Origin of the sequence: Maribacter spongiicola (genome assembly GCF_052119685.1) — a bacterium.
GTDB lineage: Bacteria > Bacteroidota > Bacteroidia > Flavobacteriales > Flavobacteriaceae > Maribacter > Maribacter spongiicola_A.
Window position 1 is genome coordinate 121062 of the sequence record NZ_JBGQOO010000003.1, and the last position, 12506, is coordinate 133567.

General features: G+C 35.6%; 12 protein-coding genes. 6 read left to right on the forward strand and 6 right to left on the reverse strand.

Translation table 11 applies throughout. The annotated features are described in order from the left end of the window. The first annotated feature begins 26 nt into the window (after window positions 1-26). From ACEN2N_RS06880 to ACEN2N_RS06900, 5 genes are all read left to right on the forward strand, one after another. A complete protein-coding gene (locus ACEN2N_RS06880; RefSeq protein ID WP_441823637.1) occupies window positions 27-2081 on the forward strand; it encodes a hypothetical protein in 2055 nt (684 codons plus the stop codon). Window positions 2082-2325: 244 nt separating this feature from the next. Further along, window positions 2326-2634, forward strand: a complete 309-nt coding sequence (locus tag ACEN2N_RS06885; protein ID WP_424003038.1) for a T9SS type A sorting domain-containing protein — start codon at window positions 2326-2328, stop codon at window positions 2632-2634. 175 nt (window positions 2635-2809) lie between these two features. Next, entirely contained in the window at window positions 2810-3133 is a 324-nt protein-coding gene (locus ACEN2N_RS06890) for a T9SS type A sorting domain-containing protein (protein WP_441823638.1), read from the forward strand. A 74-nt stretch (window positions 3134-3207) separates the two neighbouring features. Continuing rightward, window positions 3208-4185 (forward strand): acyl transferase, encoded by a 978-nt coding sequence (locus tag ACEN2N_RS06895; RefSeq protein ID WP_441823639.1) that lies wholly within the window; start codon window positions 3208-3210, stop codon window positions 4183-4185. 131 nt (window positions 4186-4316) lie between these two features. Next, the gene (locus ACEN2N_RS06900; RefSeq protein ID WP_441823640.1) at window positions 4317-6806 is read left to right on the forward strand and encodes a DUF3857 domain-containing protein; all 2490 of its coding nucleotides are present in this window, start codon (window positions 4317-4319) and stop codon (window positions 6804-6806) included. A gap of 7 nt (window positions 6807-6813) precedes the next feature. On the opposite strand, the gene ACEN2N_RS06905 is transcribed toward ACEN2N_RS06900, so the two are convergent. The 4 genes from ACEN2N_RS06905 to tyrS form a co-directional block, all read right to left on the reverse strand. Beyond that, on the reverse strand, window positions 6814-7260 hold the full coding sequence (locus ACEN2N_RS06905; protein WP_441823641.1) for a hypothetical protein: 447 nt from the start codon (window positions 7258-7260) through the stop codon (window positions 6814-6816). A 69-nt stretch (window positions 7261-7329) separates the two neighbouring features. Then, window positions 7330-7863 carry a hypothetical protein gene (locus tag ACEN2N_RS06910; RefSeq protein WP_441823642.1) on the reverse strand — a complete coding sequence of 178 codons (534 nt, stop codon included), beginning with the start codon at window positions 7861-7863 and terminating at the stop codon, window positions 7330-7332. Between the two features lie 78 nt (window positions 7864-7941). Beyond that, window positions 7942-8325: a hypothetical protein gene (locus ACEN2N_RS06915; RefSeq protein ID WP_441823643.1), complete on the reverse strand. Its 384-nt coding sequence runs from the start codon at window positions 8323-8325 to the stop codon at window positions 7942-7944. Window positions 8326-8352: 27 nt separating this feature from the next. Then, complete coding sequence (gene tyrS / locus ACEN2N_RS06920; protein WP_441823644.1) at window positions 8353-9645, reverse strand: tyrosine--tRNA ligase; 1293 nt, start codon at window positions 9643-9645, stop codon at window positions 8353-8355. Window positions 9646-9749: 104 nt separating this feature from the next. On the opposite strand from tyrS, the gene ACEN2N_RS06925 reads away from it, so the two are divergent. Continuing rightward, a complete protein-coding gene (locus ACEN2N_RS06925) occupies window positions 9750-10757 on the forward strand; it encodes an SDR family oxidoreductase (protein WP_441823645.1) in 1008 nt (335 codons plus the stop codon). Here ACEN2N_RS06925 and ACEN2N_RS06930 read toward each other — a convergent pair. Continuing rightward, window positions 10738-11172, reverse strand: a complete 435-nt coding sequence (locus tag ACEN2N_RS06930) for a DUF4296 domain-containing protein (protein WP_441823646.1) — start codon at window positions 11170-11172, stop codon at window positions 10738-10740. The two genes, ACEN2N_RS06925 and ACEN2N_RS06930, sit on opposite strands and share 20 nt — an antisense overlap. Beyond that, a complete protein-coding gene (locus tag ACEN2N_RS06935; RefSeq protein ID WP_441823647.1) occupies window positions 11169-12506 on the reverse strand; it encodes a dihydroorotase in 1338 nt (445 codons plus the stop codon). Before ACEN2N_RS06935 ends, ACEN2N_RS06930 begins: the two co-directional genes overlap by 4 nt.

The following is a 12506-nucleotide window of genomic DNA, read 5'->3' on the forward strand; positions in this document are numbered from 1 at the left end:
AATTTTAATCTTTTAAAATGTTTATTATGAAATTGAAAACGAGAAAATTTGTAAAAGTTTTTGCTCTTGCAGCAGCTATTACCTTTGCCAGTTGTAGTAGTGATGATAATGATCCAGATAATGGACCAGACGCGGTAGCACCTACCTGTACAGATGGTGTAAAAAATGGAGACGAAACAGGAGTAGATTGTGGTGGTTCTTGTACTGCTTGCGAAACAACAAACCCAGAAGAAAGTACTGTTTTAACAGGAGAATTAACTGAAGAAAGAACACTTGATGCGAATAAAACCTATTCATTAGAAAAAAATTATAGTATTGAAGCTGGAGCTAAATTAATTATACCTGCTGGAACAGTTATCAACGCAATTGTTGAAACAGGTGACGAAACTTCAACATACATTGTTGTACAAAGAGGTGGTGAAATAGATGTACAAGGTACAGCTGCTGCTCCAGTAACTATGCAATCTACAGGTGGTCAACCTGGTCAATGGGGTGGATTAGTAATCTTAGGTGACGCAACTACCACAGAAGGTGTTGATGCAACTGCTGAAGTTGGTAATTTTAAATACGGTGGGTCTACAAATGATGATAATTCTGGTTCAATTTCGTATTTGATTATAAAGCATGCAGGTGCTCAAATCGATGCAGAATCTCAGTACAATGGTCTTACCCTTTATGCTGTAGGTTCTGGTACAACTATTGACAACGTTGCCATGATTGACGGTGATGATGATGGTGTCGAGTTTTTTGGTGGAACTGTTTCTGCTTCTAACCTATACTTCGAGAACAACCAAGATGATTCTATTGACTGGACAGAAGGTTGGAACGGTACTGTTACCAATGCATATGTTCTTCATACTAAAGAAGGTTTCTCAACTGCTGTTGAAGCTGATAAAGCGAACGGAAACCCTAGTTTAATAAACTTTACTGCTGTTTCTACAGTAGGTGGTACCGCTTTACAATTTAAAGCGACTTCTGGAGCTACAATTACCGGACTTTCTTTAAGTGGTTATGAAACCTCAATTGACATGAAAGACGATGGTCCTTTGGCGAACGTAATTATAGAAGGTGAAGCTGGTAACCCAGATACTAGCTACAATGCAAATGCAACAGTTGATATTGCAATTTTTGATTGGGTAAATACAGATGCAGCTGTTGGTAGCAGCATTTTAACAGGTAACTTAACTAGTGACCTTACTTTAGATGCAGGTATAAACTACTTCTTATCTAAAAACCTTAGTGTTGAAGATGGCGCTACACTTACAATACCTGCAGGTACAAAAATTACTGCTCAAGTTGAGTCTGGCGATGAAACTGAAACCTATATTGTAGTACAAAAAGGTGGAATGATTTCAATAGAAGGTACTGCTGCTAACCCAGTAGTTATGACTTCTACAAACGATAACCCTGGTGATTGGGGCGGATTGGTAATTTTAGGTGATGCAACTACTACTGAAGGAGTTGATGCAACTGCAGAAGTAGGAAACTTTAAATATGGCGGTACAACCGATAATGACAATTCTGGTTCTATTAGCTACTTGATTATTAAGAACGCTGGTGCTCAAATTGATGCTGAATCTCAGTACAACGGTCTTACTCTTTATGCTGTAGGTTCTGGAACAACTATTGACAATGTTGCAATGATCGATGGTGAAGATGACGGAGTCGAGTTCTTTGGCGGAACTGTTTCTGCTACTAACTTGTATTTCGAAAACAATCAAGATGATTCTATTGATTGGACAGAAGGTTGGAACGGTACTGTAACAACAGCTTATGTATTACATAGTGTAGAAGGTTTTTCTACCGCTGTTGAAGCTGATAAAGCAAACGGTAATCCGAAGTTAATTGACTTTACCGCTGTATCTACAGTTGGTGGTACTGCTTTACAATTCAAAGCTACTTCTGGCGCTACCTTAACAAATGTTAGCCTAGTTGGTTATACAACTAACGTTGACATGAAAGATAATGGTCCATTAGCTAACGTAATTGTTGACGAAACTGCACTTACTACAGCTGAAGACGATGTTTTTAACGGAACTGCTGTCGATGTTGCAATTTTTGCTTGGGCAACTGGTAACTAAATAACAGTATTATAATTTAATTAAAAGCCCGCAAATTGTGGGCTTTTTTGTTTAGAATAATTCTTACAATCATAGATTACATGATATCTAAAACCCCAATAAAAAAGGTAGTTGACGTCATAAATAGTGCATTTCATCGATTATATTGCATTTCATCGATCTTTTCACAATATCTACTCTTACAAAAATAAAAAGGAGTGTTAAATTCCTATATTTGTGGCATAGCATTTGTAACCAGCTATATATGAAGAAACTTTACACAATCATCTTCTTTTTCTTTATTTCCTTCAGCTATGGGCAAAGTACTCAGAGCAATGGAGACATTGATGGTTTTAGTATGTACCCAAACCCGGTTACTACAGGTAAAGTTTATATTTCTACCAACCTTAACGCTCCTAAAGAAATCTTTATCTATGATGTATTCGGTACATTATTATTGAAGACTACTATTTTAGGCAAAGAATTGAATCTTTCCGATTTAGATTCTGGTGTGTACGTATTACGTGTTCTTGAAAAAAACAAGATGTGTACACGTAAGTTGATTGTTAAGTAACAACTCCTTTCTTTTTCTCAGTTTTTTAAAATCCATTATCGGTTAACTACACGTTTTTACGACGAATTACTTCGTCTTTTTCATTGACCTACAAAAAATTTGGTTTCACAACATTTTCGGTGTTCAAGTTACACTTAACCATACCTTTGAAGTGTTGATCCCAAATCAATATCAAATGAAGAAAATCTACTTTATGCTATTTATGGCAGTCTCCGTTGGCTTGTACGCCCAAGACACCATCGATATCAATAACCTACGAAACGATGAAATTGCCGGATTCAAATTATACCCCAACCCAGCAATTGCCGATGTTGTTTATGTAACAACACAGAACAACAACCTTAAAGAGGTTAGAGTTTTCGATGTATTCGGTGAGCTCGTCTTAGCTGAAAAATTATCAACAAAGGCAATGAACATCTCAAAGCTTTCACCGGGAGTGTATGTAGTTCAGGTGACTGAAAACGAAAAATCGATTACCCGTAAACTTGTGGTGAAATAAATAACCTACATATTTTCATCTCAAAACATTTTAAATAATTTGGTTCAGTACCTTTGCCAGAATTGGTACCGAACATGAAGCACAATGCTATTTTTGATATACAAACAGATGGGGATTTTCTAACCCAAGCACTACGTATATTCAAGTTTCAGTATGACAATAATTTAGTCTATCAAAAATTTTGCACCTATCTATACGTGCAACCAGATGCTGTTCAAACTTTAGAACAGATTCCTTTTTTACCTATAGAATTCTTTAAGTCTAAAGATGTTCTCAGTACTACCGATACACCAGAAATAACATTTACTAGCAGCGGCACTACTGGCAGTGAAACCAGTAAGCACTTTGTAACCGACTTAAGTCTCTACGAGCAGAGTTATTTAAAGGCTTTCAATCACTTTTATGGAGCTATTGAGGACTATTGTGTATTAGCGCTTTTACCCTCTTACTTAGAGCGTACAGGCTCTTCATTAATATACATGGCAGATGATTTAATTAAAAAATCGAATCATCCAGAAAGCGGTTTCTTTTTAAACGAATACGAACAACTTTATCAATTACTAATACAACTACAAAAAACCGACACCAAAATATTAATCATAGGCGTTTCTTTCGCATTGTTAGAGTTTACCGAGCAATACCATATGTCTTTGCAAAATACCATTATCATGGAAACTGGCGGAATGAAAGGTCGTAGAAAAGAAATTGTACGTCAAGAATTACATCAGTTATTATCAAACGGATTCGGAGTACCACACATTCACTCTGAATACGGAATGACAGAACTTTTGTCGCAAGCATACTCTAAAGGAAATGGCATTTTCGATTGCCCCGCTTGGATGAAAATTTTAGTTCGTGATACCGAAGACCCACTTACCTATTTAACCAATGGCAAATCTGGCGGAATTAATGTAATCGATTTGGCAAATATCAATTCTTGCTCCTTTATTGCCACTCAAGATCTAGGCAAAATAAACCAAGACGGTACTTTTGAGATTATCGGTAGATTCGATAATTCTGATATTAGAGGATGTAATTTAATGGTACTTTAATTCGCTTCCTATAACCAAAATATACGTTTTACAAAAGTCATACGTTGTTTACTAAGGTATTTCTTACTTTTAAATTTTAACGTAAACGAATGGTAATGCGGTTTTATATTTATCTCTTTCTTTACTTATTAGTGAGCTTCTCATTAAATGCGCAACAAGCAGAAAAAACTTCAACTCCCGACTGGGTTACACCTATTTCTTTTACCGATAAAAAAGACTCTGAAGATGAAGGTGCATACAAATACCTTCTGCTTGACTATCAAGATAACTTAATAAAAAGGGAGCAGTTTGTTCACTATGCGTTTAAGATTTTGAACAGTGATGGTATTCAAGAAATGTCAGACATTAGCGCATCTTTCGATCCAGAATACCAAAAAATAGAATTTCATAAAGCACAGGTTGTTCGCGATGGTAAAATCATTGATAAATTAAAAAAATCATTCATAAACACCTTCCAAAGAGAAACCAATTTAGAACGTTCATTATATGATGGGTCATTAACATCTGTTATTAATCTTTCAGATATTCGGGTTGGTGACATTATCGAATACTCTTACTCCATCAAAGGTTTTAACCCCATAAATAAAGGTAATTATTCTAACCTTGTTTATGAAGAATATACCGTACCGGTCAATAGAATATACAATCGAATTCTAACCAATTCAGATAACGCTATCACCTTTAAAACATTAAACGATGCCAATGAACCTAAAGTGAATACTACAACTTTGGGTAAAGAATATACTTGGGATAATATCAGTGGTGACTATGTTACTTATGATAGTAACACCCCTTATTGGTATAATTCACAAAAACGTATTTCTGTTTCTACCTTTAATAATTGGGAAAGTGTTGTTGAGCTTATGACGCCCTATTACAAGTTTCCGAAAGAACACTTGAAGAACCCTATAACTATCGATGACGAGCTAGATTCTAAACAAGATGTTATTATAAAGCTTATTAGATTTGTACAAGATGATATTCGCTATTTGGGTTTTGAATCTGGTATAGGGGCATTTAAACCTACTCAACCAGAGTTGGTATTGGATCGTAGATATGGAGATTGTAAAGACAAATCTTTACTATTAGCTACCCTATTACAAAGCCAAGGTGTTAGTTCATTTCCTATTTTGGTGAATACAAAATCAAACGAAAATTTAGAAAAATTTTTACCTAGCCATTTATTGTTTGACCACTGTATCGTGTATTTTGAGCATGGTGGTCAAGAGTATTTCGTAGACCCTACGATATCTAACCAAGGTGGCAACCTTTCTAATCTATACACGCCCGATTATAAAAATGGCTTACTACTCAAAGAAGGCAGTACAGAATTAAAAAAAATACCTACTTCATCTAATGCTCGCGTTAGAATTGTAGAAGACATTATTGTAGACAAAATTGGTGGTGATGCAAAATTTGAAGTAAAAACCGAATACTATGGTAGCAGAGCAGATAATACCAGAGCCTATTTTAAAAACAACAAAGAAGAGAGTATCAACAAAGAATATCTAAATTTTTATAGTAGCCTATACCCTTCAATTCTATCAAGTGACAAAGTAACTTATGTAGATGACTCGAGACCTTGGGAAAATATTTTCACTACCAACGAGTACTATAAAATTGAAAATCTTTGGAGTACTATTGAAAACGACGAAACTTTATACTTCGATACTAATTCGTTGGTTTTAGACGGATTTATAAGTTACACCAATACTTTAGACAGAGAAATGCCGTACAGTGCCGGAGTACCTTTTAGTTTTACACAAATAACCCGAATATTATTACCAGAACCTTGGTCGTTAAATATAGAAGACATCAATATTGATAATGATTACTATAGGTTTAGTAAGAGCATTAATCAAACGGGTAACATGATTACTTTGAATTACGAATACGAGCTAAAGGAAGCTGTTATACCTGCCGACGATGCAAAATCTTTCATTAAAGAACATGACGACCTTAGAGATAACATTGGTTTACAACTAACCTATGGCGCTAACGAATCGGAGTCGGGAATTAGTTGGTTGTCTATTTTGATTATGATGATATCAGTATCGTTAGGTATCTACTTATCTATAAAAATCTATAAAAATTATAACCCAAAAAAGAACGAAGAAGCATCTTTACCCGGACAGGAATTTGGAGGCTGGTTAATTCTTCCTTTGATTGGGCTAGTGCTTACACCTATTGTACTAATTTTTACTATTTTTCAAAATGGCTATTTTGACAAAAGTATTTGGGACGGATTCGAATATGCCGGTTATGAAAATACAAAAATGCTGGAAGTTTATTTAGGTTTTGAGTTGTTCTATAATTTTGCCTTTCTAATTTTTGCAGTCTTAACTATTATATTATTTGTGCAAAAACGTACATCAGCGCCCAAAATGATGATTATATTTTATGCCTGTAATTTATCAATCACCTTGATTGAAAGCTTTATCATGAATCAATTTGCGATACCAAATCCTACTGCAACTACAGATATTTTTAAAGCAATTATATCTACCGCTATCTGGATTCCCTATTTTCTAAATTCTGAAAGGGTTAAAAATACGTTTGTAAACACTTATAAAAGTACAGCATCAGAAACCGAAGAATTACAATTGACCAATACTATTTAAGAGGCTTTTATTTTGACAGCGAATAATCTAACCCAGGGCCATCGCATGCCATCCATAGGCTTGAGATCACGGTAGAGTTTCTGTACATTAATAGTTCTTTACTATCACCCGTACAATTACCGGCTAATTCGTTTCCGGTTTCAAAAGTGAGCTCTAAGTAATGATTGAGATCATTATCGTATTCCACAACCTCAAAAGTACCAGTAGCTTCAAGCACTTTGTTATCAAGAGTCCTAGATTTTATAAAAGTGCCTTCTGGTGAGAATATATAATACTCTTGCCATTCCATTTCTTCACCTGTAGTTTCTGAATTTTGAAAACTACCCGACATTTGGGTTAATTCCCATTTTTGTTCTGAGAACACAAACTGTGTTGACTCTAAACCAAAATCATCGTCATTAGTACAAGAGGCAAGAAAAACTAGAAACAAGAACAAAATGGCATATCTTTTCATAGAACGAAGACTTTTAACTAGTTACAAGATACCCAACTTGACAAATAGTTGCGTTAAGGCAATCTTAAATTAAAGTCCTAATATTTTAGCATCAACAAAAAAGGTAGAATTCACTTCTAATTCATGGTCGCTACTCATTAACTCATCGGTAACGGTATTCAATCGTAAACTGAATTCATCACTCTTTATATACTCTTTTAAATCTATATCTGAGGTATCTAAAGCGATTACGCTACCTGCATCTTCAGGAACTTCATCTAAACTCGCAATTCTAATTTCTTCTAGTCCATCAGCAGAAATATACACTTCTATGGAATTTAAAAAACTAAAATCTGCTCCGTCAGGCGAAATCATGACCAATTCTAATTTGGTCAACCTAATTTCTTCAATAAGGTCTTTTCTGGTATCGTTAACGGCAAATGTAGATTCTGAATTTGTCTCCATTTCTGGAGTAAAAACATCAAAAGGTAAATCAATACCTGCAGTAGAGGGTATGGTAGCTCGCTGGCTATACTCCATATCAAACTTTGTCAACTCATCGAGCTTATCGCACGCAGAAAATATAACGAACAAACAGAAAATAGGAACGTACTTCTTTAGCATAACTAGGGGGTTTATGCATACAAACGCTATAACTTGAGAATTATTCTAAAATATGAGACAATACAAGCCTAAATAATTTTAGCGCGTAAAAATATACGTTACCTCATCATCTGCAATATCAACGTTATCTTCAAAAGTAAGCGTAAGTTGCTCGCCATTCGTCTCGAAAAAATACACAGATCCGTCAGAAAAATTGATTCGGTTCGCTTGACCACCGTAAATATGTTCGCCGTTATCCCTAAAGAAAACATACTCACTTTCATTGGTAACGATTACCTTATTTTTACTCGGAAGAAAACTTATTTTGGTCAACGAAAAATCAATGTCAGGTTCAAATCCGCAATAACAGACAACATCAGAAAGTATCCATTCTCCTTCTAATTCAGCATCTGCAATTAATGGATCATCATTAGAACAAGAAATAAACAACAAGAACAATACTGCTACAAGTTTCAACTTCATAAAATTCATTTACTAAAATAAAATTAACTAGTTAAAAACCAATACGTAATAGTTCTTTTTTCCTCTCTGTAATAACACAAACTTATCGTTGATCAAGTCATCGGCAGTAATCAAAAACTCTTCTTTGACCTTCTCTTTATTTACCGAAATTGAATTTTGCTTCAATTCTCTTCTCGCCTCACCGTTAGAGCCTAAAAAGTTAGTTTTAGCTGCTAATGCCCCGATCATATCAAGACCATCGGTTAATTCTGCTTTTGAAAGTTCTGCTTGTGGCACACCTTCAAAAATTTCTAAAAATGTCTTTTCATTCAACCCCTTTAAATCGGACGCTGTTGATTTACCGAACAAAATTTCACTTGCACGTACTGCATTGTCCAAATCGTCTTGCGAATGAACCATAACCGTAATCTCATCGGCCAACCTCTTTTGCAACAATCTTAAATGCGGTGCCTCGGTATGTTGTTTTATCAAGTCTTCAATTTCTTGCTGACCTAAAAATGTGAAAATCTTTATGTATTTATCGGCATCTTCATCTGATGTGTTCAACCAATATTGGTAGAATTTATAGGGCGATGTTCTTTCGGCATCTAACCAAACGTTACCACCTTCGGTTTTACCGAATTTAGTGCCATCTGCCTTTGTAATTAATGGGCAAGTAAGTGCATACCCTTTGCCACCGGCTATTCTTCTAATTAATTCTGTACCTGTAGTTATATTACCCCACTGATCACTACCACCCATTTGAAGGCTACAATTATGTTCTCTGTATAAGTGCAGAAAATCATACCCTTGAACCAATTGGTAGGTAAATTCAGTAAATGACATACCTTCTTTAGCTTCTGATGAAAGACGTTTTTTCACAGAGTCTTTAGACATCATGTAGTTCACCGTTATATGTTTACCTACATCTCTTATGAATTCTAAAAAAGAGAAGTCTTTCATCCAGTCATAATTATTGACCAGTACAGCTGCATTTTCACCCTCACTTGTAAAATCTAAAAAACGAGACAATTGCTCTTTCAATGCATTTTGATTGTGGCGAAGCGTTTTCTCATCTAGTAAATTACGTTCTGCAGATTTACCAGAAGGATCACCTATCATACCCGTTGCACCACCAATTAAAGCATAAGGCTTGTGACCCGCTACTTGAAAATGGCGAAGCATCATTACCCCTACCAAGTGACCTATATGTAAAGAATCGGCCGTTGGATCTATACCCATATATGCCGATTGCATTTCTTCTAATAAATGTTCTTCTGTTCCTGGCATTGCATCATGCAACATTCCGCGCCATTGTAACTCCTTGACAAAATTTGTCATCTCTTGCTTAATTTTAATTGAAATGCAAATATAAATGGAATTCTCGCCAGTACACAGTAGATTAAAGCATGAATTTATCCACCTGTATTCGCTAAATTTGAATTATGGTATTAGTTACAGGAGGCACGGGGTTGGTGGGGTCGCATTTGCTGCTGAAATTAACATTGAATAATAAGAATGTTAGAGCTCTTTATAGATCTGCGGATAAACTGACTATTGTCAAAAAAATCTTTTCTTACTACTCGAATGATTCCGATGCTTTATTCGATAAAATCGATTGGGTACAGGGTGATATTTTAGACATACCGTCTTTAGAAAATGCCATTGAAAATGTTACCTTGGTGTACCATTGTGCCGCTTATATTTCTTTCAACCCTTTAGATTTTAAAGAGCTAGAACGTATCAATAGAGAGGGTACCGCCAATATTGTAAATTTATGTATTGCTAGTGGTGTAAAAAAGTTATGCCATGTAAGTACCATTGGTACGATCGGAAGACCAATTACCACAGAACGAGTTGATGAAGAAACGGAGTGGACCAGACAACATGCCAACCCATATGCGATTACCAAACATCTTGCAGAGATGGAAGTTTGGCGTGGGGCACAAGAAAATCTTAAGGTCGTAATAGTAAATCCGGGAGTGATATTGGGTCCTGGTTTTTGGAACAGTGGCAGTGGTTCTTTCTTTAAAACAGCTTCTAAAGGATATAACTATTACCCACCCGGCGGATCAGGTTTTGTAACCGTAAACGATGTCACCAACATTATGATCGCACTAATGAATTCTGAAATTTGTAGCGAGCGTTTTATATTGGTGTCAGAAAATTTATCGTACCAAGAAGTTTTACGAAGAATTGCTACACATATGAAAAAAAAGCCACCGACAAAATCATTAAAATTCTGGCAACTACATATTGGAAGAATCGTAGACGGACTAAGAAATCTACTAACTGGCAGCCAAAGAACTATTACCAAGAGTACTATTTATGGCCTACAACACCCAACTACATTCAAAAACGAAAAAATTAAAGAAGCGTTAAGTCTAGAATTTGAACTTATTAATGAACAACTGAAATTTTGTTCGAAACTATTTATTTCTGAACATCGCTAGAGGGTATAGAATCTTTCGCCAATTTGTCAATTTTACTTTTAGACTTTTCAACTAAACTTAGACTATCTCTAATTTTTTTCTCAGCTTCTAGTTTTAAACGTTGCTCTTCAAGATCAGATTCTACCTTCTTATACATATTCTCATAACGCAAAGGTTTCGAGGCATAATACCTATCGCTATCTACAAACTGCGCACTATCTATTTCAAACTTGGTAAACACGTAATTTGTAGGCTCTATTCCATTTTCTCGCAACTTGCCAAGGTTTGTTGATTTTGAAGCGTTGACCACCGCCATTTCTTTGATAATTGCCACCATTTTATCTTCTGGTATTAAATTATCGGGCTTTTCAATTAATTCTTCGGCGCAAGAAGACAAAAAAAGTAGCCCAAATAGTAAATAAATTAGTGATCTCATGGTCTATTGTATGTTAGCCTTTTTGCATTTCGTTTTTCAGAAAACTGACCGTTACTATAACCTAAATGTCCATTAATAAAAGTATGTACCACTTTTGAAGAAAACATAGTATTTTCAAAAGGAGACCATTTACATTTATAGGCGATATTCTCTTTCGTAACCGTCCATGGGCTATTTAAATCTGCTACTACCAAATCTGCATAATAGCCTTCTCTAATATATCCACGCTTTTCTATCTGAAATAAGATTGCCGGGTTATGGCACATTTTCTGTACCATTTTCTCTAATGTAATTTTACCTTCTTTTACCTTTTCTAACATGGCGTTCAATGCATGCTGAACTAGTGGTCCGCCAGATGGTGCTTTTGTATACACATTATCCTTTTCACCTAGTAAATGAGGGGCATGATCTGTAGCGATAACATCTATTCTGTCATCTAAAAGAGCATCCCAAAGCATATCTCTATCCTTCGCTGTTTTAACTGCCGGGTTCCATTTTATCAATGACCCTTTTTCGGCATAATCGGCATCAGAAAACCAAAGGTGATGTATACATACCTCAGCAGTTATTTTCTTTTGCTCTAACGGGATATCATTTCGGAAAAAATCTGTTTCTTTTCCGGTAGATAAATGAAAAACATGCAACCTAGCACCTGTTTTCTTAGCCAAAGCAATTGCCCTTGAAGAAGAAAGATAGCACGCCTCTTCACTTCTAATAATAGGATGCATTGCCATAGGTATATCATCACCATACTGTGCCTTATACTTAGCCATGTTTTTGCGAATGGTCGTTTCATCTTCGCAATGCGCAGAGATGACCATTTCGGTATTACTGAATATACTTTCAATTACCTTTTCATCATCGACCAACATATTACCTGTCGATGAACCTAAAAATAATTTAATACCCGAACAGGCATTTTTGTCAAGCTTTTTTAGTTCTTCTAAATTATCATTGGTACCACCGAATAAAAAAGAATAATTAGCATAGGCAGAGTTAGCCGCCATCGCAAACTTTTCTTCAAGTTTCTCAATTGTGGTGGTTTGCGGTGTGGTATTCGGCTGCTCCATAAAAGTGGTAATACCACCGGCAAGAGCGGCTCTACTTTCTGTTGCTATAGTACCTTTATGTGTAAGACCGGGTTCTCTAAAGTGTACTTGGTCATCAATAACGCCTGGCAATATATGCTTACCAGTAACATCGAAAACCTCAGCATCTGCATCAGATATATCTCTCGCTATTTTTACGATGATATCATTAACAATTAAAATATCACTTTGTTGTATGATCCCCTCATTAACGATTGTACCGTTCTTTAATAAAATCTTACCCAT

Coding starts and splice junctions, on each gene's coding strand:
- ACEN2N_RS06880 (WP_441823637.1), top strand. CDS start 27: ATGAAATTGAAAACGAGAAAATTTGTAAAAGTTTTTGCTCTTGCAGCA.
- ACEN2N_RS06885 (WP_424003038.1), top strand. CDS start 2,326: ATGAAGAAACTTTACACAATCATCTTCTTTTTCTTTATTTCCTTCAGC.
- ACEN2N_RS06890 (WP_441823638.1), top strand. CDS start 2,810: ATGAAGAAAATCTACTTTATGCTATTTATGGCAGTCTCCGTTGGCTTG.
- ACEN2N_RS06895 (WP_441823639.1), top strand. CDS start 3,208: ATGAAGCACAATGCTATTTTTGATATACAAACAGATGGGGATTTTCTA.
- ACEN2N_RS06905 (WP_441823641.1), bottom strand. CDS start 7,260: ATGAAAAGATATGCCATTTTGTTCTTGTTTCTAGTTTTTCTTGCCTCT.
- ACEN2N_RS06910 (WP_441823642.1), bottom strand. CDS start 7,863: ATGCTAAAGAAGTACGTTCCTATTTTCTGTTTGTTCGTTATATTTTCT.
- ACEN2N_RS06915 (WP_441823643.1), bottom strand. CDS start 8,325: ATGAAGTTGAAACTTGTAGCAGTATTGTTCTTGTTGTTTATTTCTTGT.
- tyrS (WP_441823644.1), bottom strand. CDS start 9,645: ATGACAAATTTTGTCAAGGAGTTACAATGGCGCGGAATGTTGCATGAT.
- ACEN2N_RS06925 (WP_441823645.1), top strand. CDS start 9,750: ATGGTATTAGTTACAGGAGGCACGGGGTTGGTGGGGTCGCATTTGCTG.
- ACEN2N_RS06930 (WP_441823646.1), bottom strand. CDS start 11,172: ATGAGATCACTAATTTATTTACTATTTGGGCTACTTTTTTTGTCTTCT.
- ACEN2N_RS06935 (WP_441823647.1), bottom strand. CDS start 12,506: ATGGGTAAGATTTTATTAAAGAACGGTACAATCGTTAATGAGGGGATC.